Raw genomic sequence first — 20892 nt, 5'->3', positions numbered from 1 at the left:
GCTTAACTGCTTATCAAGCTATTCAAAAAGCCCTCTCTCTTCATGGCTCCCTTTTTTCCCCTAGTTGAGCAATTACTTAATTTCTTCAATTTCCAACTGGCAAATGTCCTGTCTGGGGGCTGGCTTGGAATTATTCCATCTTAACCCGAGCAGATGGCTGGTATAGGAGATTTGCTGGCGATCGATTCTGAGGCGCTTTTCCCTAAATAGTGCAAATATCAACTTTAGTCCTGCCATACATAACAAACTTCCTGATATTATTATAAAAAATTGGGGATTTATCTTTAACGCATCGCTCAACATATCCCTTGCTATAAATGAGACAAGACTCGCAGATACCACAGCCGAAAGCGTGGCAATTAAACCAAAACCGATGCCTGGTGGCGGAATTACAATTTCTATAAACTCCGAATTTTTTGTAAGTTTAATATCGCTGCCTTGTGGCTGCAGCACCACCATAGGACTTTTGTTGATAAGGTGGGGATTTTTAAGCCCTCGCCATGCTTGCCTAGCCGAAGATAACCGTTTGGACAAACTTGGTTCTGTCATCCACTCCAGCCAATCTATTAAATTAGGATTGACCTGCGGTACCCGATCGGCAAATTGAATTTTCAAATCCTGCTGCGACAGTTCGGTGGGATGCATACCCGTTACCAAATAAATTAAAGTTGCACCTAAACCGTAGAGGTCAGAAGCCGGAACCGAGCGCCCGCCAAATTGTTCGGGTGCCATATACCCGTAAGTTCCCACTACAGTAATTGTGCCGCCAAATTTTGCAGCTTGGTTCTGCACCGAACCGAAATCAACTAAATAAACTTGTCCAACCGAGTTACCTGATCTGCTATGCAGTAAAATATTGCTAGGTTTAATATCGCGGTGAATAACAGGCGGATTTTGCTCGTGCAAATAATTCAAAATTGCTAACAGCGATTTAGCTAATTCTTTCACCTCGCTTTCGCTAAAAGTACGCCCCGATCGCAAATGCTCTTGCAAAGTTTTTCCCTCTACATAAGTCTGTACCAGGGCAAAGCTTTTACTATTTAGTTCGTCAATTTCCAGGTAGTCGAGGTAGCGCGGAATTGCTGGGTGAGAAAGTGCTTTTAAAGTTTCCGCTTCCCGTTCAAATAGCTTGAGGTCTTGCCATTCAAAATCGCTGCCGAGGAATAGCTGTTTGATAACAACTAATTCGTGAGTTTGTAAGTCACGAGCTAGCAGCGTTTGGCGACCAGTTTGTTTTCCTAGTTGCCGCTGCACTTCGTAGCGTTCTGCTAATATTTTGCTAGTCATATTTTTTTACATGAATTTGAGTGTGAGGGGAGCGTCGGGGTTCAGAAACCGGGTTGTTTAGCGAGTCTGGCGGTTGTAATGCGTCTTTTCGTAAAAACCCGGTTTATTTGCTCGGAGTGAGTCCAGAACTGTAAATTTTAGATTACAGTCCACTTTCTTTTTGATACCACCGGGCAATAGACTTGCTACTTGCCCCCATTGACAGTCCTGCAATTAGCGACGGTGCTAGCACGAAAATAATCTCAAAACTCAAATCGTTTAGCTTATTCCAATCCATTATCCGAAAGTAGACGATGCTTATCGAGGTACAGAGTACAATACTAATTGCAGTTAAAACCTGTCGGTGAAGTTTGGGATTAGTTAGGGGAAAAAACCACAAGCGCGTCACAATTCCTACGATTATTCCGTTCCCCAACCCCAGCAGCAAGCCGAGAAAAAGACCGATAAATCCTCCTAAAATTGTCGCCACTACCGGAAAAATAAAGGTTCCGTAAATTGCTGCACAAGATCCTACGCCTAGAGTTCCCATCCAAGTGCTGCGCCCGATCGCATTCTTGAACAACCTAGAGGTATCTAGCGTTTTTCCCAGTCTCAATGTCTGGGAATATTTATTTATTTCCTGTGGTTTTTCTAGAACTTCTTTTGCTATTTGGACTGAGGCGGGACGGCATTCTAAAGTCGGATGCGTCATCCACTTCAGCCAATTGGTAAAACCGGGACTGAGTTTGGTCAATTGCTCGAACTCGATCTGCAAATCTTGCTGCGGCAAGTCGGCAGGATGCTGCTTGGTAATTAAGGCGATTAATGTTGCTCCCAAGCTGTACAAATCGGAAGCTGGAACTGCTCTCCCGCCAAATTGTTCGGGCGGCATATAGCCATAAGTTCCGACAACTGTGACTGTTTTTCCCTGTTGCGTGGCTAGGGTTTGAACTGCACCGAAATCTACGAGGTAGACTTCCCCGACGCTGTTACCCGATCGATTCTTGAGTAAAATATTGCTGGGTTTAATGTCGCGGTGAATCACCGGGGGCTGTCGCTGGTGCAGGTATGCGAGGATGTCTAATAATGCTGTGGCTAATTGTTTGACTTCGCTTTCGCTGAAAGTGCGGCCGTCTGAGAGATATTCTTGTAGGGATTTGGCTTCGATGTAACTCTGAACTAGGGCGAATCCTTTGCGGTTGGGGGTGTCGATTTCAAAGGAGTCGAGATATCGGGGAATTGCCGGATGGGATAAAGATTTTAAGGTTTCGACTTCTCGCTCAAAAAGTTTTAAGTCTTCCCAGTTAAAGTCGCTGCTGAATGAGAGGAGTTTGACTACTACTTGCTGTTGGGTTTTTAAGTCGCGGGCGAGTAATGTTTGCCGTCCTGCTTGCTTGCCGAGCCGCCGATCGCACTGATAGCGATCGGCTAATATTTCTTTTGACAAATCGCCGATGTTTTCTCCGCTCATGTTCTTTTGCCCTAGAACCGATTAAACCTAGTGTAGTTGACAAAAGTGCAATAATCGGAAATGTTCGGGCTACAGCAAAAAAAATTTTATGTCAAAGAGCAACTGCCTTTAAGAGCCAGCGTTCTCGCACAATAAAGACGCCCCTGAGTTAGGCTTGAATTTAATTTTGGATTTGCTTGTAAATTGACTGCAATACGTCGAGCAGGCTCAAGACTTGCTGCCATTCGGGGGCATCCGGGTTGTAGCTTTTGGCGCGCTGAGTTTTCAAACTGTGGTGCAATAGGGAAAGCAGCGCGTCTGGAGACTGTAAGGAATTTTCATCTTCATCTGCTGGGATTTCGGCTGCATTTTCTTCGATGTCTTCTTTAATTTTTTGTGCTCGATCGGCGAGGGCTAAAGCTCTGCCTGCAAGGTTTTCCGGCATTTTGGGCTGTGAGGACAAAGACGCGCTGGTTAGTTCTACCAATAGTTGGGAGACTCGATCGACCCATTCGCGATCGTTTACTGAAAAGGAACCTGATTTGAACACTTGCCCGTCAGGTCTTTGTTGAATGCTTTGTACCTTCTGGATCAGAGGGATGGCCTTAACAGTGATATTTTCCGGGATTCTGGGGATATCTGACAGGGAGCTCCGAGCAATCTCCAGCAATAGTTGGTAAACATGATCTACCCACTCAACATCTCCCGATTGCGAATTCCAATTATTCATAACTGACGCTAGTGGTTTTCTATATCTAAGACTAGAACATTGACTATCTGCGAAGGAAGCTCTTTTTAGGAGCCGCTAACGCTATTAAGACTTACGCGGGCGGGGTGAGAAACCCGGTTTTCGATCGGATGTTTCGTCGCCTTTCTCCAAGATTTTTCTCAGAAATCGGCTAACGCTGCCGCAAGTCCTAACTATTTTTAAGCGCTTCAAATACTAGAAGTGCTAAGTTTATTGCGGTAGGTAGTGCGAACGAAACAGGTAGGGCGAAACGCAGGCATCTGGCTTGCGAGTTCAAATCCGGTTATCTAACCATAGTACCTGTTGGAGCTTCTTTACAATTAACCTCAATAGGATATTAAGGTTAATGGGTGGTCGGATGGGAGGCGCACCCCGATCGCGATCGCCCCCGCCCCCCCGGAACCCTGGCGCCACCGCCAGCATTTGCTGTGGGCCACTGTTATTTTTCTGTGAGATTCCAGACCCCATCCCAGTTGAGTACGTCTGAAAAACGATGCTGAAATAACATACAGCGATCGACGTGCAATTTAGCTGCCTTGTTTTTCGGGTCAACTTCCAAAACGGCGTTAAATTCGCGTTCGGCGTCTGTAAAAGCTTGCTTGGCTTTTGGTTCTAAGGCTTTCTTAAACTCGCTCAGCACTTTTTTAACTTGATCGAGTCCCAGATTTTCAAATTCCTCATCTAACATTTCTGCAACTGTCTCGCAGGCCCGACTTTTAATTTTTGCCTGCAATAGCCGCCTGATCTCTGCGGCTTTCAGCTTCTTGATTTTGGGATTTGACGGTTCTAAGATGTCTGCTTCCAAGAGCTTTTTGACTTCGCCTTCTTGCAAGTATTTAATATCGTCTGCTGATAGCGGCTTGATTTTTGCTTGCAGCAGCATTTTGGCTTCCTCTTCCGAGAGGTTTTTGATGCCTTCCAATCTGAGCATTTGGATTTCTGACTGTAGCAGCACAATGAGTTGGTCTGCTTCGGACAGGTTTTTTGGGTCGTATTCTGACAGCTTTTTAAGTTGAGATAACAGGTTCTTGAGTTCGTCTTCCAACTGTTGCTCTAAATTGTAGGAGAGCTTCTTAATCTCTGCCTCCGGCATTTCGGCGACATTATCTAAGATGTTTTTCACCTCACTTTCTGATAGTCTTTGGCTGACTGGAGTTTTGTAATGTTCGCGCCCCTTGGTGTAATGTTCTATAATTTTTTGCTGTTTTTCGGTTAGTGACTTGCCCACTGGCGAGTATCCCTCGCGGATGCCGACGAGTTCGTAAACGATTACTGGTTCGCTTTTGCCTTTGACGGTAATAAAGTCTAGTTCTCGCACGTAGAGCCGATCGGCATAATCTCTGTAAGTATTGTCGCTGACGATCAAGTCGGTGCCGTACTGTTTGCTGGCGCCTTCTAAGCGAGAGGCGAGGTTTACACCGTCTCCGATCGAAGTCAATTCCATGCGTTTGCTGCTGCCGATGTTGCCGCTGACAACTTCATCGGAATGCACGCCCATACCGATGCCGATCGGCAGTTCGCCATTGGCCACGCGATCTTGATTGAACTCTGCCAGTTTTTCCCGCATTTTCACTGCCGTTTGCATCGCGCACCAAGCATGATCCTCTAGGGGCGCTGGAGAGCCGAAAACTGCCATCAGAGCGTCGCCGATGTATTTGTCGAGAGTGCCTCCGTACTCGAATACGACATCTACCATCACTTCAAAATATTTGTTGAGCATCACTACCACTTCTTCGGGATGCAATTTTTCCGTAAGTGTGGTATAGCTCCGAATGTCTGAGAACAGCACCGAAACGTTTTTGCGCTTACCGCCCAATCCGTGATCCCCTGAAGCTAACAGCGCTTCGGCTACTTCTGGCGTCATGTAACGGTACATCAAGTTCTTGACTTGCTTGGCCTCGCTAATATCTTCCATGACGACTAACGCGCCGTTGACCTTGCTGGGGTCGGTAGCGTCGGTCATTGAATTAATCGAGAGATTGATACTCTGCGGTTCTCCTAGGCAGGATAGCAAAACTTGATCCGGGTAATACTGCTGGCGATCCTTATCGTCTTCTGGAGACAAAGACGCATCAAACCATTTGGCAAAATCGCCTTTTTCTAACTTAATTAACTCGCGCAAAGATTGACCTTCGGCTAATTCGGTATCGCTGTCACCCAGTAATAATTTTTTGGCACTAGGATTGGTCGCTACTATATTGCCTTTTTTATCTGTAGAAATCACGCCATTAGTCAGGGCGTGCAGCATATCTTTTTGTCTTTGTTCTTGCTGTTTGACTTCAGCAAACAGTTTGGCGTTTTGTAGGGCGACTCCTGCTTGGATGTTAAACACCTTCATAAATTCCATGTCGTTGCGATTGAAACTCGCTTTCCACTGATCGGGGGCGTGCGGCCAATCTTCCCGGTTGTAGGGGGGGTATTCTCCTTGTTGTCGTTTTTTATTAACTAATTGGGTGACGCCAATCAATTTTTGGTCTGAGTTAAACACTGGCATACAAAGCATACTGCAAGTGCGGTAGCCGGTTTGTTTGTCTATTTTTTTTGCATTTTCGGCCCGGGGGTCGTCGTATACATCAAAGGGAATCAACAGCGGTTCGCCGGATTGGGCGACGATGCCTGCAAAACCTGCTGTTCTGGGCATCCGAATTTCTTGAAGTTGACCTGTTGTAATCAGGATTTTCGTCCAGAGTTCGTCTTTATCTTCATCGATAAGCCACAGGGTGCTGCGATCGGCGTTCATCAGTTCTTGGGCCTGATCCATCACGCTTTTTAGGGTATCTTCTAAGTCTAGACTGCTCTTAGAAAGGGCGGTGACGGCATTGATCAGCGCCGTGGCGGCCCGTTGTTTTTGACTTGCTGCGTAGAATGATTTAGAAGATTCTAGAATTAGGCGAATCGACGGGGCAAATTCTCGAAAAACTTGTTCGTCTTCTTGAGTAAATCCTGCCTTGTCAATCTGTTCCTCTAAAATACCGTAATGTTCGTGGTTGGGCTTGAGTTTATTAATCAGTTGAACGACTGCTACTAACTCTCCTGTTTCTTCGTTGATCAGGGGCATCGCCAGCATTGTATAAGTGCGATACCCTGTTTCTTTGTCAGTTTTTTTTGCGTTAGTCGAGCGGGGGTCGTTATAAAAATCATAAGGAATGTTCACCACTTTTTTTTCCGTGGCTACTTCTCCCGCAATGCCCACATGGGCGGGAAATCGGAGCTCTAGACTTTTGCCATTTTCGTCTTTAGCGACGATCGCCCAGAGTTCATTCTTTTCTTCGTCTAATAAAAATATCGTGCTGCGAGCAGCATTCAGCAATTCCCCTGTTTTGAGGGTAATCGACTGCAACATTTCATTAAGGATGGCATCGAATCCCTGGCGGTCAAGGATATTGTCGAGCATTCCCAGGGTTTGATTGACAACCTTAAGTTTCTCTTCTACTTCCTTAACTACTACTGTGAAACTTTGCTTATTTAGGGGTGCCAGAACACTGGCGAAGCTTGGTTGGCTTTTGGCAAGTTGACTACTGTTAGAGGAATAGTGAGAAGGCTGTTCGTGATAAATTTTACCTACAACAGCGCCCTCTCTCTCGTTTTCCACTTCTGACACATTGGGAGATGCAGATTTCATAGACCTTTACAGAATCTTAAGCGTAAGGGTTTGTCTCTAAGCTAGGATAGCGGGGAAGTTCATTAGTTAGTCACTTGTCGCACAAAACTCAAGTATGTGTGAAAGTATTTCCCAGTTTACAGAACTCCGGCGACAGGGGAAGGTAAATTCAGTTTGCATGGCTTGCTGGTGAACTGTGGGTGCGACGATAACGCTGCTGTAGTGTTGGTGCACTCTTTTTAGAGAATGCGAATCTTGTTTAAATGGTTTATTAACTGATTTTGACATTGTGCGTGCCTGGTTTAAGTAGGTTCTACCGATCTAAGATCCGATCGCCCGCAGGAACAGGAATGCGTACTGGCGGGAGGACTGCTGAAAGAGGGGTGGCCTTGTGGGACTAGCTGCAATTGTGACACTACCAGTTGCTAGTGATGTGTGCCCTTCTCTACACAATTGTGGTTTTTAACTCGAATTTCTCTCTATTTTGCTGCTCTTAGCTTTCATCCCACTAAATTAACGGGGTTTTCAGCTTTTTTTGTAAAATTTGCGGTGGATATTTTTAGTGTAACCTCCGACTCTGAAAAAACTCCGCCTTTTAACCCCCCGATCGGCTTGAGGGTGCAATCAGGGTTGGGCTGACTGAGTTTGGCGCAATCCGGCTGCTTCGACAAGCAGGGATTCGGCGAAGGCGATTGCTTCTGTTGCTGAGCGGCCACTGGCGAGTTGGGCGAGTTCTTCCCGCCGCTGCTCGCTGTTGAGGGCGGCAACTCTGACTACTGTACGTTCGATTGGTTCGGAGTTGGCTGCGGGTTCCTCGATACTTGGTTCTGCTTCGATCGTCTGTTTGTTGACGCGAAAATGAAAATCAGCCATGGCGGCGATCAGCGGCTGGTGGGTGACGCAGAGAACTTGGTGTTTGTCCGAGAGTTGGTAGAGTTTTTTGGCGATCGCCCCGGCAACTCTCCCGGAGACTCCGGCGTCGATTTCGTCAAAAATCAGCGTACCGGCACTTTCTATTTGGGAAAAACAGGCTTTGATGGCAAGTAGAAAGCGGCTCATTTCTCCCCCGGAGGCGATCGCGCCTAGGGGTTGCAGAGGTTCGCCCGGATTGGGGCTGAAACAAAAGGCGATTTGGTCGGCACCGCTAGCGGTTGGGGTAGAAGGCGAGATCTCGACTTGAAATTGCACTTTTTCCATTGCTAACGGCTTAAGTTCTCCTACCAGGTGCGTTTCTAGTTTGAGGGCTGCTTCGCGCCGCAGGGTGGTGAGGTGGCTGCAAGCGTCTTTTAATTGCTCTAAAGCGGTCTGATATGCGAGTTCTAAGGCTTCCATTGACTCGCCTCCTTCTAAAAGTTCATTTAGTTCGTTTTGAATGCTTTGGTAGTAGGCGATCGCTTCTTTGAGCGGCCCGTATTTGCGGCAAATTTGTTTGAGTTCCCGAATCCGATCTTCTACTTCTTCGAGTCTTTCGGGATCTGCTTCTAATTGTTCGCCGTAGCTGCTAATTTGCCTGCTGGCTTCTGTGGCTTGAGCTAAAGCATCGCTGACCATTTCTAGGATTGGCTGCAACTGCACATCGTAAACCGCCATGTCGCTTAAAATTACTTCGGCTTTGCTCAACAAGTCGGCGGCTGATGGGCTGTCGCCGTCGTTTTGGTACAGGGCTTGGTGGACTTGGTAACTCTGCTGCTGCAATTCGACGACGTGGCCCAGCCGGATTGATTCGTGTTCTAGCTGTTCGAGTTCGTCGGCGTCTTCGATATGGGCTTCGCCGAGTTCTCGGACTTGGTATTCTAACAAATCAAGTCTTTGCAGTCGCTGCTGTTCCGACTGACGCCTGCGTTTGAGGGCTGTCTTGGCGTTGTTGGCGGCCAGCCACGCGGAGGCGACGATCGATCGCGCTTCAGTGAGCTTTTTGCCGCCGTATAAATCGAGCCATTCTCGCTGGAGGGTTTCTTGTCCGAGGTGGACGGTTTGGCCTTGGGCGGTAATTTCCACAAGCCGATCGCGCAGTTGATCCATTAACTGGCGGTTGACGAGAATTCCGTTCAGGCGGGATCTGGTGCGTAGAGCACCGCTCGATGCGTTAATTTCCCGGCTGCAAACGGCTAAATTTCCGTCTATGGGTTCGATTTCTTGCTCGCCCAGCCACAAAGCTGCGGCTTTGTCCAATTCAAAGGTAGCTTCCAATATTGCTCGCGCTGCTCCGGTGCGAATCGATCGGCGATCGACCTTGCCGCCCAAAACTGCATCGATCGCATCTAGGATAATCGATTTACCAGCGCCGGTTTCCCCTGTAAATACGTTCAAAGTCGGGCCAAATTCTAGATCCAGGCAGTCAATTAAGGCAAAGTTTTCTATTCGGAGGTATAGCAACATGAGGAATGGGGAATTGTTAATTGTTAATTGTTAATTGGTAATTGCTAATTGCTAATTGCTAATTGCTAATTGGAGGGAGAGCCGGGAAAATTATTGATACCCAATAACAACTGTCAACTGTCAACTGTCAACTGTCAACTGTCAACTGTCAACTGACTTCTGCTATAGTTTCAACCACCCAAACAAATCTCCTACCGTCAGCCGCAATTCTGCTGCCCAATCTGGAACTGGCAACAATTCTTCGGGTTTGGCTAAAAGTTCCGGTTGCTTTCCAGGGGGATAAATTAAGATTGAGCGCACCATCGGATCGATCAGCCAACCCATTTTAGTGCCGTTTTTCAGACAGTGTAAAATATTCCCAGTTACTTTAGTTTGACTCTGGCCAGGAGACAGAATTTCAATAGTCCAATCAGGGTAAGTTTCAAATACATTAGCAATATCCCCATTTTTATCAACTGGTATTCTTTCCCAAGTAAATACTGTGACATCTGGCACGATCGATCTACCGTCAAAAGTACAGCGCAATTCAGGAAATGCTAGGGCAATCTTTTTCGGTTCCACTATCTCGTTAATTTTTGTGACTAGCTTTCCCTGTAACTTGCTATGTTTTCCTTGTGGCATAGGCTTTTGGATAATTTGACCGTTGATATATTCGCTAGCTGGTTCTGTTTCTGGCAGTTTTAGAAACTCTGACAAAGTTAGTATTTTTGTTTGTATTTGTACCATTTTTTACTCCTTTTATTCCATAAAACCTAAGTGTTTCCTAGCAGCAATAGTTACCATTCTGCCCCGACTTGTCCGCTGCAAAAATCCGATTTGCATTAAGTATGGTTCGTATACGTCCTCAATGGTTTGAGTGTCTTCTCCTGTGGAAGCTGCGAGGGTTTCTAAGCCCACGGGGCCGCCGTTAAAGTTCTCAATCATTGCTGTCAAAATTCGCCGATCAGTCCAATCCAAACCTAGCGGATCGACGTTGAATAATTCCAGGGCGAGTGAGGCTACTTCGGCATCAATTGGCTTTAAATTTTTGACTTCGCTGTAGTCTCTAACTCGTCGCAGCAAGCGGTTAGCTATCCGGGGGGTTCCGCGAGCTCTGCGGGCAATTTCTGTGGCTCCTTCTGGGGTGATTTGAGTGTCGAGAACTTGGGCGCTTCTTTGGACAATTAGACTAAGTTCGTCTATTTCGTAGTAGCGCAATCTTTGGATCAAGCCGAAGCGATCGCGCAATGGAGATGTGAGGGAGCCGACTTTTGTGGTTGCTCCTACTAAGGTAAATGGTTTGAGGGGAATACTGCGGATTTTGGCGCTTTTGCCTTGACCGATCGTAATATCTAACCGACAGTCTTCCATCGCCGGATAGAGGATTTCTTCTGTAACTTTAGATAAACGGTGAATTTCGTCGATAAACAGCACGTCGCCTGCTTTGAGGTTGATCAGCAATCCGACAATATCTCGCGGTTTTTCTAACGCTGGGGCGGTGGTGATTTTGCATTCAACTTCCATTTCTGCTGCTAGAATTAGCGACATTGTGGTTTTTCCCAACCCTGGAGGCCCGTAGAGTAACAGGTGATCCATAGGTTCGCCGCGAGATTTGGCGGCTGCAATTGCGATCGCCAAAACTTCTCTCAAGTCTTTTTGCCCGATGTATTCAGCTAACCGCTGGGGTCGGATTTTGTCGTCTTGTTTGCTGTTGATTTCGTCGGGTAACTCTTGCGCTTCTACCAGAGATTCCGGCTGGGGTTTGACGGCTTTTTTTCGGGGAACCCTAGCTGGGGCAATGTCTTCGGGTAAATTTGGGTCTGGGGGCTGTTGTTTGGAGGAGATAATAGCCATATTTATTTGCGATCGGGCAGCGGGAAGTGTTTACAATTGTTAGCAGAATCTTGACAATTATTGAGTTCGTTATGAGTATTCCATCTTCTTTATTAGCATCGGAAAGCATAACTTTTGAGGGGGCGATCGAGCTGACTCAATCTTTACTGTCGTTCATGGAGGCCGATCGACTTTTACAAGCCGACATCGAGCAAGCTGTGGCTTCTCTGGTGAAAACACAGAACGGTGCTAGGGGGTTTTTTGTCACCTATCTAACGGACGACCGACAGGAGGCAGATCGCCCGTCACCCGGAGTAGTTGAGGCGCTGCGATCGGCTCCTGAGATCGTAGCAGAACTGCTGGTGAAAAATTTGGCGATGTCGGCGGCAATGGTCGTGCATCATTCGCGCCAGCAAAAGGAGGAAATGGCGGCCGATTCTGCTAGAGTGCAGGAGCGATCGCGCAATTTAATTCAAATCCTGCAAATGCCAGCCTGTCAAACTATAGCGTCGCAAATGCTAGAAAGTTTGCACAGTGCCAACGGCGAGTACGAAGAATTTTTCCGGCGGTGGGGCTACGACGACGAGCAAAAACTAGCGATCGGTTCGGCAGTGCGATCGGCGATCGGCTAAAATAACCTCCGAAGGAAGGGGAAAGAAGAAAGAAGGAAGGGCGTTGCTTAATCAGGGTATGAAAAAAATAACTTTAAAATCCAAAAGCTTTGTGGATACTGGTTTCTATGAGGGGCGTATTTAACGTTTCATACCGTAAATCAGCAACGCCCGATGACTTTCAAGCTGCACGCTTCGGCAATGGGACAGGCGGTGGAGCGCATTCAGAACCATTACACTGCTAGCCGCGCCACAATACGCACGACGCTTTGGGGTTTCAATGTGAGCGCTAAGCGGTTGAAAATCCTGTTGGCTCTTGCTCTGGCGAGCGTAGCTGTGGTTTTTATCAGAAACACCATTGACAGAGTGTAATGTACCTGCAATCATTGCTGGCTGTCCCCTTTGTCAGATTTCCTTGCTTCTCGGCGCTTGCAAGTAAATAGATTCCTAGCTCCTAGTTGTAGAGCCAATAATTTAGTCCTCACAAATAAACCTATATTCTTCCCTAGTGAGAAAATGCTCATCTAAAAAATTCTTCATTTTACGTTTGCCCTCTGCAATATTTTGAGAGCAAATCGCTACGGAAGCATAGGGAACTTCATATTTTTCTTCATCGGGTATTTTTTCCTCTAAAATGCTGATAAAGAAATTTGAGTCTGCTGACAACTCTTTCAGCTTTGCTTCATCTATTACATCCTTATGTAAGGATCTATAAGAAAGAAAGCCATTGTAGCAGATTCGTGGTAAACTACTGTGATTCACAAACGGTTTTATCCGGCAAGCAATGAGGTAGGAATACAAAATTAGGTTGACATCCCGTATATTAAATTGCCATTTAGATACATAAAAACCACCCATCCTCGCATTAATTTCTAAAATTTTCACTCCCAGTGGTGTGTAAATTACGTCAACACAAAAAACACCATTTTTTAAGCCAATATCGTGGCAAGCTTTCCAGGCTGAATGAATCAGATTTTCTTGTTTTTCTCCGTCCAGCAAACTCGGCATAATTTCCGTCATTTCATTACAGAGAGTAGGCACAGTAGGCCCATTATCAGTGACATAACCAGCTACCAACTCACCATCAAACATGATTATGTCAACATCATGTTCAGACCCTTGCAAGTAAGGCGTGACAAATATTCGATAGTTAAAACCTAATCCAGCACCATACTGTGTGGCGGTTTGAATATAGTTTTTATAGTTTTCAAACTTAGCTAATAATTCTTCTTCTGTTTGAATTACCTCTACACCAAAGGAAGCACTTCCAGTATCCAACTTAATTACTAAAGGATAATAAGGGTGCGGAATTTTATAGACATCTGCAACATCCTTTAAATTGAAAACTTCAACACCATTGGAGAATCCTCTAGCTTCATGACTGGGTTCAACCGCTAAGATTTTTTTATGAGTTAGAAACTTACTTTTAGCAATGCTTGCCGATTCATAGCTGTTGGTTGGTTTTCCTAAAAAAGTAGCGACTAAAGAGGACAAAGGTACATTATCTTCCCAAAACGTAACTACTCCATCTATAGGTGTGTGATGCTTATGAACAAATTCCACAATAGCTAAAGCATTTTCAATGTCTTTGGTATGGTCGTCAATGTTAATATTGAAAAATTGCCTGCTGTAGCTGACAGCGAAATGTTGAGGATCGCTATCGACCAAAATGATATTGATACCTACTTGATTGGCAAATTCAAAAATGTTTAGCTTTGAGTAGCCTCCACCTCCTATCATCAATATATTCTTGCCTTTTAGCATATATTGATAGGAGCGGTACAACATCGTTTCCACCCATTTATCGAGGATGTCAGCCCTGTTGGGGGAATGTTGCATTTCGTATAGCTGCAAGGTGCTAATACAATCGCGCTCGTTGACTTCAATCAGAATTGGCTCTATTTGTCCCTTGTGATTCTTCAAAACAACATCTAAACCAATAAAATCAGTTTGTTTGTTTTGGGGGACATGGGTTAAATATTGCGTTTCGTAGCCAATAATAGACTCTAGTACCGCTTGACCTAATTGGTTAATTTTTTCAACAAGCTGATTCTTCTCTTCGTTTGTCAACTGGAGCAAGTTACACAGATAGTCGATTGAAAAACTTTCAGAAGTATCTCCATTGATTGGTTGGTTAACGTAGCCTAGATTACAGATAATGCCGGAAGTCTCGACAACGTTATTAGGGCGACGGGTTACAAATACCCTCAGCCTCGAACCCAGCTTACTATTCTCAGTAATACTTAACTCGATAAATTCCTCCACAAGCAGACAATCATTGTCCTGGAGTGGATCCATACATTTCTTAAATTTTTCAACAGCCCTATCCAGATTATCTTTTGACTCAATAGTGCATACTCGGCTTCCCGTCCACCTTACTCTAGAAGGCTTAATCACAAATTGAGAAGCCGGAAATGCCGTCAGATATTCTCGGATTTCATCACTAGAAAGATTTTTAGATAGGGGAATTAATTGAACTTTTGGAGTGACGGGATGATGGCTATATTTTTCCAAAGAAAAGCCAAAAGCCATCGTTTGGGGTACATTGACATTTCTTGCAGCAGCAAGTAAGCGAGTATGCAGTTTGTCATTGGTATATTCTTCCAGTTCTATACCACTTGACATCGGGCAGTCCGCCAGTCCTTCATAGAACTGAAATTTATTAGCCTTCTCTTGGTGGACTGGTTCATAAAAACTGAAAGCTGCTTCGGTACAAAAGTTGCATAAAAAAGTTATCCTCTGAGGAGTTTTGAATTTGGTGTGAAAACATTGACCCAATTCGTTCATCGTCATCCCTTCAAGGAGGTATAATACAGATTTATCACCCTCTTGAACAACTTTTACCCAAGTCGGTTCAGGCACGATAAAAGCACATTCCGGCAAAATTTTACTGGCGGCTAGCAGTAATGCAACCCTTTCATTTGCTAAAGCGAAGAAAACAATGCAGGGTTTATTTTCATCTGAATCTTGTTCTATATGAGATTCTTTGAGCGGCTTCAATTTATAACTTTGAAGAACTGAGTTAAGCGCATCAAACATATTTAGCTATGACTCTAAACTATTAGGGTACTCTGAAGCTTAGTAACAGGAACTTCCGCTGCTTTGAAGGTTGTGTGATTCATTTCCTTGCAGAGGGGGAGTAAATACGCATACAAGTCGCATGGTAGTCTTGGCTCTCAAATAATGTTTATCATGCTTATCGAGAGCATACATAGTGCCAGGTTGAATTGGATATAGAATCCCATCTGCCTCTACTTCTCCTTCTCCTTCGATACAATAGCAAGCTTCCATGTGATTTTTGTATTCTAGGAGTGATTCAGTGCCTGGGTTAATGATAGTATCTGTGAGTGAGAAGCCCATTCTATCTGTTTCTAGAAGAAACCTGCGACTTTGACCATTTCCCCAGGCAATGTCTCTTGCTGTATTAATAATTTCACTCAGCTTCCTTATAATCATCTCTTGTTTAACTCCGGTAGTATATTGACTTGCTAGTTTGCTAATGGAACACGAGTTATTGCGATCGCTCTGCTGACGCCTGAATCAAATCAGGCTTAGGTTTTCATCCTCCTTTCATGCGGGAAATGAGTGACTATGTAGTGGGTTGAAAGCAGAAGGATGAAAGAGGCGCTCGCTTGATGGACAAGTAGTGCGATAGCGAAGCGCTGCTGCAAGCAGATCGCGCTTCGGGGTTAAAATGGCTTTGATTCAAGATGGGTGGGTGATCGTGCTAGCTTAACTTCCTACCAGCGCATCACAAAGTTTATCCAGATCATCTTTATTTTCTTCTATCAGAGCTTCCCCTAGCTTTACCAACTTTTCAATGGTTTTGGGGTTAGTATCATCCATTGCAATATTTTCCCCCAACTCTTGCTGGTATCGCTCATAGCGATTTAAGCTTGGAATCTTAAGCCCAGAATATGAGTTATTTGATACCAGTTCTTGCAATTGTCGATGGATAGTCTCAGAAGCACCATTCATCATAACCTCTAATAGCGATCCACCTCCTAACCATTCTATAGCCCCTGCATTTTGGCAATCGGCGTGTGATACTTTCAAGTTTCCAGTTCCCAGAGAAATCACTATAAAGTTTTCCTCATTAGGATACGAATCTTTAGCTTGAATCAAAAGCGCAAGTGCCGGATTATTAATGTAGACTCCACCATCTACGAACAGAGGTGGGTTTGGCTCAGAAGAAAATTTAGCGGCTGGGAAAAAAGTTGGAGCTGCTGAGGTTGCGCGGGCAGCCTGCCAAACGCAATAATCATCTTTGGGATTTTCACGAGCTTTTTTGCTATTGAAATAGTAGGGACAGTCATTCTGGATGTCGTAGCCAAACACTGTCACGTCTGGCTTTTTATCGTCTGGGTTTGGTTGTAACTCCGACATTTTAGTATTTGAACCAAACTTTTCTTGTAGATATTTTTCAATACTACCAGATTGATAGTACGGTCCCCCAATTCCAGGGCGACGTAGGGGTTCATCAGTTTCTCTTGTTTCTTCTAGAGTGCTATCTTCATCAATGTCTTTTTCATTCCCTGTTTGCCCGATCCATTTACGTTTAAAAATGCGTTTAACATCTTTCTGATTAGTGTAAAAGTTTAACAATTCCTTTGCCTGATAAATCTTCCCTTTCCCTGGTATTTTAGAGTTCAACCCCAAAGCAATAATTCCTCCGGTTGAAGTTCCGCCGATGACATCAAATAGCTCGTGAATTTGCTTGTCTGCCTGCTTTTCGATATATTCAAGCACTTTTAAAGGAATAATTCCGCGAATGCCACCACCATCAATAGATAAAATACTCTTCATTGCATTTCCTCCAATAAGTGAATCATTAGAATCTGTTATTGCCTGTTTGAGCTAGGAAATGTTGGGTTTTGCCGTAGCGCAACCCAACCAACGAGCGATCGCACTGCCCCACACATTAAGCGAGTGCCCTTCCAGTTGTCTCCTTCAGAGAGGCATGGTAGTCTGCCATAGCAATGTCAATTGGCTTGTTACGATCCCAACCGTCCTGGAGAAATTTGACATAATCCATTAGCACGGGGTTTTTCTTAATATCTTCAATCGACTTAGCTCCTACACTCTTTGCCACAAAATATATTAACTGTCCAGGAACAAGCGTCCTGGTATCAACGAACGACTTTGTAATTGTGAAACAATACGCATTTTTGGCATTGGCGATTATACCTTCCCCTGAAAAATTGTATCGCCATGACATAAGATCGACTCGAATCAACGCACCGTATTCGAGAGTTATAAACCACTGATTAACAAGCGATTCACCAATTTGTGAACTGCCGAGAATAGCTTTAAATGCAAACTTTATAAGATTTTTGAATCCATCTTTCACACTGTCCTCAGTTCCAGTGAAAAAGCTGTCAACGATACCATCAATTTCCTTGGCTGCGCCTTCATCTATATCCACTCGATATTGTTCTGTGTGTTCAAACATTTGCTTGGGAAGTATCTCTTCCTTGAATCCCTCTGGATTCCGAAACCTTTCTAAAAACTCCATGCGGAATAATTCAAGCTGATTCTGAGCAACTTTTTTCAAAAAATCAAGTTGTTCTCTTGCTTTTGTGTCATCAGGTTTTAGCTGTTCGCGAACTGTATCTAGGAATGCCATAGCAGCTATGTCCTTTCTTTGATTGGTAAGATAAATTTCCCGGTTCTTTAGAAAAGACGATTCCCAAAGTCAATTTCTGAATGTTTCGAGTTGGAGACTTTTTTTCATAACTTGATGCTCCCCAGGAAACAATCAGGAGAAGCAGCAAAGGGGGTGCCCGCTCCCTCATCCAAAACTCTACCAACCGCGATCACTCCTTTGTCTCCTCTTTACGAGCAAGGGACGACGGCGAGTCGCATTAGGGAATACGCTCGCTGTTGGTAAAGTGGGTGAGGAGTGGTGTGTTGAGGATTGACTTAGGTGAGCAAGGGAAAAAAGCGGTCGCCCTTGTCACCTTGCTGGTAATATTCCTGTTGGACAACTTAGTGTCTGTCTCCGGACAGAGTTTTGACTAGGGGAACTTCTCTTGTTCTCCTCTTTTCTTTCCTGGAGTATCTCTGTTTAACCTTCTCTCTCACTCTTTCATCCATCCTCTTCCTTTCTGCGCTATTTGGCTCCTATATTAATTACTCCTGCGTTTTTCGTTACCACCAACTCAAAGTCATTCAGATTGCTCCTTAATGTCCCCGCCGACGCTTCTGCATTATCATTTAATATTCTTATTAGTTGTGGATGGATAGTCGGGGGAACTTGCCATATTTTCCATGTATAAGTCTGTCCTTCTATTGTATCCGTCACTCGTATAAAATTCGTCCGTGCATATCCTCCCGGGGCATCGAGTGTCCCTCCCATCGGCACTACCAGTCCTCCTCCTGCATATTGTGTCCCTGCTACCGCACATTGATTAGCTTGTGCTCCTTCCTGGGCTGCATATACACTTACATTGGTCACACTTTGGTCTTTACAACCAGTGATATTAACCGCTAGGGCTGGCTCCGTGCTTATAAACAATGCTATTACTATAATCATCACTATTGAGAGCCATCCTATCAACACTCTTTTCATATCAATCTCCTTTCCTTTCTACTCGTTTACTTACTTATGACGTTTGTTTGCCGTTTTCTCTGAATATTTTCTCCCTAATCTTCCCTTTTTTTTCTCACATTCTTACTAGTTTTTCTATTTACCAAACCCATTTTTTTTCTTGTTTTTACATTTTTTTCAGCCCGGTGGTTCCCCTCTCTGCACTAATTTTGGTGTTATGCCTCAGTGGAGCATCAGAATTATCCTGATGCTATTTCTCCTCCACCTGAAATCCCCCAACCTCGATCTCAAACGTACCTCCCATCCTTGCCAAATCTTTCTCTTTAGCATCCCATCAGCTTTTTTATCCCTCTCCCTCTTTCGCCTCTTTGCCTCCTCTTCCCACCCACAACTATCACTCTTTACTTCTAATTCCCCATCAGTTTGAACTACCTCATTGTCTGACTCTCTCTGTGGTTCTGGTTGGGCTATTTCATTCTGTTTCTCACATACAACACTCTCCACTTCCTCCACCGCTTCCGGTAACGTCACCGTCTCCCCTGCATCCGCTTCAACTGGCGCATTCCCCTCGGAAATTTCCCCAATTGCCGACTCCGTTGCTGTCGGTGGAACAGATTTATCCGTATCCGTCCCCTCCTCCTCGATAAAATATCCCCTCAACTCCTCTCGCAGAATAGCCCGCGCCTGGGAAATCCGCTTGCAGACATTCTGGTAGGAAATCTCTTGCCGTTGGGCAATCTCTGGATAAGACAGTTCTTGATAAAAATGCAGGATAAACGTCTCACGCAACCGAGGAGGTAAATTGTCAATCGCACGACGAATCACAATCCTTTTTTCGCCAGTCTCCAAAGCAATTTCTGGCGTATCCTCACTCCGTAGCAGTCCTTGCTCCTGATTAGATGCGTAACCTTCTATATCCTCAACTCGATTTGCCCCCCGACTGCGTTCACGATAAATGTCCACGCACAGATTGCGAGTCAGCGTCGTCAGCCATGCCTTAAAATTATTAATTTTCCCGGCAAACTTTTGCACCTTTTCCCAAGCCTTGAGCATCGCCCGACTCAAGGCATCTTCAGCATCAGTCGGGTTCCCCCCCATCCACTTAATACAGCAACGGTAAAGGTAATCTTGATACTGCTGCCATTGCTGCCAAAACCCTTTCTCTAAATCTTCAGAGCAATCCCGCAGGTATGATGCACTAACTGTTTGAGAATCTGACATAAATAAATAACTGGTAGTGAACCCAATTGAGGAGAAATTAAGACTTAAACCTTAGAAGGTTTTATCCATACAAGCTCACGCTGATTTGCTCACCAAAGGCGACTTGGTAGAATGCCGCTCAAAAGCCTCAGCGATGATTTCTGACATCAGTTGTGCAAACGGGATGCCAGCAAGGTGCAAGATAGTGCCAACTGATGTTGCACTTGGATTAGAGAAATCAAACAGAGGTATAGAAGAAACACCACAGTTAGGATTCACCTCCAGAACAAAGATTTCTTGAGAGGCTTTCTCCATGCGTATATCTACTCGTGCATATCCATTACCGCCAACTACACAGTAAGCGTGCTTGCTTAATTCGCAAAGCCTATCATGCAAATCAGAAGCAACTAATTGATAGCGGTAAAACGGTTCTCCCAATGACAAAGAAGATTCTTCTTTTGCCCAAGCTCTTTCGTAAGTCAAAAATCGTTCAGTTTCTGGCAAGTTGGAGTGAAACACCCGTTCAACAGGTGGATAGATTTTGATGCTCTCTGGCTGCTGGGTAGAACCTAACAGGAAGACGGTAAATTCACGACCATTGATGAACCGCTCCACAAAAATGCTGTCCAGTGGGAATTGCATATCATGCTGTCCTTGGAGCAGCCATTGGACTTGTTTACTCACCTGTTCATCGCTTTCGACAACCGACTGTAAAGAAAGCCCTCGGCTTCCCATAGACATCGCTGGTTTTACAATTAGAGGAGTGCCAAGACGTTCGCAAACCCCCTGAACGTGGCTAGGGTCTGCAATGACTTCGTAGGGAGCCGTAGCTACATCCGTCTCAACAAAAGCACGCTTCATTCTGAGTTTAGATGAGCAGAGATAATCAAAGGTAGAATCTGCACCCGTAAAGAGAATGCCTTTTGCTTCCAGTAGTTTGATGACGCAAGTGCCAGGATAGTTAGGATCTTCATCCCCAGCACAAAAGTTTAACACTAATGGAATGTACTCTTTACTAGAAGCCGCCACCTCCTCTATAACTGTGTGCATATTCTCTAAGGTAATCGGTTGCCATTTCCACTTCAAGCAAAGTTCTGCAAAGACATCTGCTAGTTCCTGATGAGTGGCAGGATTGTCATATTCTTCGCTGCTCAACTCTTGTCCTTTAATGCAGTAGGGAATAAATACCCAAACAAACAGATTACTGCTAGGTACAGGTAATTTATGCGAGATTGTCATTGTTTTATTAGCTCCAGTATTAACAGTAAATGTCGG

16 protein-coding genes are annotated in these 20892 nt (G+C 44.8%); 1 reads left to right on the top strand and 15 read right to left on the bottom strand.

The window, feature by feature from the left end; genetic code table 11:
* Positions 1–72: 72 nt before the first annotated feature.
* From QUA33_RS15645 to ruvB, 7 genes are all read right to left on the bottom strand, one after another.
* Complete coding sequence (locus QUA33_RS15645) at positions 73–1287, bottom strand: serine/threonine-protein kinase (protein WP_333149361.1); 1215 nt, start codon at positions 1285–1287, stop codon at positions 73–75.
* Positions 1288–1429: 142 nt separating this feature from the next.
* Positions 1430–2737, bottom strand: coding sequence for a serine/threonine-protein kinase (locus tag QUA33_RS15640; protein ID WP_333149360.1), 1308 nt, complete (start codon positions 2735–2737; stop codon positions 1430–1432).
* A gap of 160 nt (positions 2738–2897) precedes the next feature.
* The gene (locus QUA33_RS15635; protein WP_333149359.1) at positions 2898–3446 is read right to left on the bottom strand and encodes an inorganic pyrophosphatase; all 549 of its coding nucleotides are present in this window, start codon (positions 3444–3446) and stop codon (positions 2898–2900) included.
* Positions 3447–3903: 457 nt separating this feature from the next.
* The gene (locus QUA33_RS15630; protein WP_333149358.1) at positions 3904–7086 is read right to left on the bottom strand and encodes a GAF domain-containing protein; all 3183 of its coding nucleotides are present in this window, start codon (positions 7084–7086) and stop codon (positions 3904–3906) included.
* A gap of 603 nt (positions 7087–7689) precedes the next feature.
* Positions 7690–9444 (bottom strand): DNA repair protein RecN, encoded by a 1755-nt coding sequence (gene recN, locus QUA33_RS15625; protein ID WP_333149357.1) that lies wholly within the window; start codon positions 9442–9444, stop codon positions 7690–7692.
* A 162-nt stretch (positions 9445–9606) separates the two neighbouring features.
* Positions 9607–10170: a Uma2 family endonuclease gene (locus tag QUA33_RS15620; RefSeq protein ID WP_333149356.1), complete on the bottom strand. Its 564-nt coding sequence runs from the start codon at positions 10168–10170 to the stop codon at positions 9607–9609.
* A gap of 12 nt (positions 10171–10182) precedes the next feature.
* Positions 10183–11277 (bottom strand): Holliday junction branch migration DNA helicase RuvB, encoded by a 1095-nt coding sequence (gene ruvB, locus QUA33_RS15615; protein ID WP_333149355.1) that lies wholly within the window; start codon positions 11275–11277, stop codon positions 10183–10185.
* 71 nt (positions 11278–11348) lie between these two features.
* On the opposite strand from ruvB, the gene QUA33_RS15610 reads away from it, so the two are divergent.
* Complete coding sequence (locus tag QUA33_RS15610) at positions 11349–11888, top strand: hypothetical protein (protein ID WP_333149354.1); 540 nt, start codon at positions 11349–11351, stop codon at positions 11886–11888.
* A gap of 120 nt (positions 11889–12008) precedes the next feature.
* Here QUA33_RS15610 and QUA33_RS15605 read toward each other — a convergent pair whose 3' ends face one another.
* The 8 genes from QUA33_RS15605 to QUA33_RS15575 form a co-directional block, all read right to left on the bottom strand.
* Complete coding sequence (locus QUA33_RS15605) at positions 12009–12254, bottom strand: phytochelatin synthase family protein (protein WP_333149353.1); 246 nt, start codon at positions 12252–12254, stop codon at positions 12009–12011.
* Positions 12255–12341: 87 nt separating this feature from the next.
* Complete coding sequence (locus QUA33_RS15600; RefSeq protein WP_333149352.1) at positions 12342–14906, bottom strand: ATP-grasp domain-containing protein; 2565 nt, start codon at positions 14904–14906, stop codon at positions 12342–12344.
* A gap of 39 nt (positions 14907–14945) precedes the next feature.
* Complete coding sequence (locus tag QUA33_RS28255; protein WP_445243250.1) at positions 14946–15323, bottom strand: ectoine synthase; 378 nt, start codon at positions 15321–15323, stop codon at positions 14946–14948.
* A gap of 276 nt (positions 15324–15599) precedes the next feature.
* A complete protein-coding gene (locus QUA33_RS15595; RefSeq protein WP_333149351.1) occupies positions 15600–16673 on the bottom strand; it encodes a patatin-like phospholipase family protein in 1074 nt (357 codons plus the stop codon).
* Positions 16674–16788: 115 nt separating this feature from the next.
* A complete protein-coding gene (locus QUA33_RS15590; protein WP_333149350.1) occupies positions 16789–17493 on the bottom strand; it encodes a hypothetical protein in 705 nt (234 codons plus the stop codon).
* 486 nt (positions 17494–17979) lie between these two features.
* On the bottom strand, positions 17980–18324 hold the full coding sequence (locus tag QUA33_RS15585; RefSeq protein ID WP_333149349.1) for a hypothetical protein: 345 nt from the start codon (positions 18322–18324) through the stop codon (positions 17980–17982).
* 315 nt (positions 18325–18639) lie between these two features.
* Positions 18640–19638 carry a sigma-70 family RNA polymerase sigma factor gene (locus QUA33_RS15580; protein WP_333149348.1) on the bottom strand — a complete coding sequence of 333 codons (999 nt, stop codon included), beginning with the start codon at positions 19636–19638 and terminating at the stop codon, positions 18640–18642.
* A 75-nt stretch (positions 19639–19713) separates the two neighbouring features.
* Positions 19714–20856 carry an ATP-grasp domain-containing protein gene (locus QUA33_RS15575; protein WP_333149347.1) on the bottom strand — a complete coding sequence of 381 codons (1143 nt, stop codon included), beginning with the start codon at positions 20854–20856 and terminating at the stop codon, positions 19714–19716.
* Positions 20857–20892: the final 36 nt, after the last annotated feature.

The sequence above is a fragment of the Microcoleus sp. Pol14D4 genome (genome assembly GCF_036701245.1).
In the GTDB taxonomy this organism is placed as follows: domain Bacteria; phylum Cyanobacteriota; class Cyanobacteriia; order Cyanobacteriales; family Microcoleaceae; genus Microcoleus.
Note: the sequence above shows the minus strand (reverse complement) of the source record. Positions and strands in the feature narration are given on the sequence as shown.

Excerpts from the sequence above, each read along its gene's own strand:
- QUA33_RS15645 (WP_333149361.1), bottom strand. The coding sequence starts at position 1,287 with ATGACTAGCAAAATATTAGCAGAACGCTACGAAGTGCAGCGGCAACTA.
- QUA33_RS15640 (WP_333149360.1), bottom strand. The coding sequence starts at position 2,737 with ATGAGCGGAGAAAACATCGGCGATTTGTCAAAAGAAATATTAGCCGAT.
- QUA33_RS15635 (WP_333149359.1), bottom strand. The coding sequence starts at position 3,446 with ATGAATAATTGGAATTCGCAATCGGGAGATGTTGAGTGGGTAGATCAT.
- QUA33_RS15630 (WP_333149358.1), bottom strand. The coding sequence starts at position 7,086 with ATGAAATCTGCATCTCCCAATGTGTCAGAAGTGGAAAACGAGAGAGAG.
- recN (WP_333149357.1), bottom strand. The coding sequence starts at position 9,444 with ATGTTGCTATACCTCCGAATAGAAAACTTTGCCTTAATTGACTGCCTG.
- QUA33_RS15620 (WP_333149356.1), bottom strand. The coding sequence starts at position 10,170 with ATGGTACAAATACAAACAAAAATACTAACTTTGTCAGAGTTTCTAAAA.
- ruvB (WP_333149355.1), bottom strand. The coding sequence starts at position 11,277 with ATGGCTATTATCTCCTCCAAACAACAGCCCCCAGACCCAAATTTACCC.
- QUA33_RS15610 (WP_333149354.1), top strand. The coding sequence starts at position 11,349 with ATGAGTATTCCATCTTCTTTATTAGCATCGGAAAGCATAACTTTTGAG.
- QUA33_RS15605 (WP_333149353.1), bottom strand. The coding sequence starts at position 12,254 with ATGATTGCAGGTACATTACACTCTGTCAATGGTGTTTCTGATAAAAAC.
- QUA33_RS15600 (WP_333149352.1), bottom strand. The coding sequence starts at position 14,906 with ATGTTTGATGCGCTTAACTCAGTTCTTCAAAGTTATAAATTGAAGCCG.
- QUA33_RS28255 (WP_445243250.1), bottom strand. The coding sequence starts at position 15,323 with ATGATTATAAGGAAGCTGAGTGAAATTATTAATACAGCAAGAGACATT.
- QUA33_RS15595 (WP_333149351.1), bottom strand. The coding sequence starts at position 16,673 with ATGAAGAGTATTTTATCTATTGATGGTGGTGGCATTCGCGGAATTATT.
- QUA33_RS15590 (WP_333149350.1), bottom strand. The coding sequence starts at position 17,493 with ATGGCATTCCTAGATACAGTTCGCGAACAGCTAAAACCTGATGACACA.
- QUA33_RS15580 (WP_333149348.1), bottom strand. The coding sequence starts at position 19,638 with ATGTCAGATTCTCAAACAGTTAGTGCATCATACCTGCGGGATTGCTCT.
- QUA33_RS15575 (WP_333149347.1), bottom strand. The coding sequence starts at position 20,856 with ATGACAATCTCGCATAAATTACCTGTACCTAGCAGTAATCTGTTTGTT.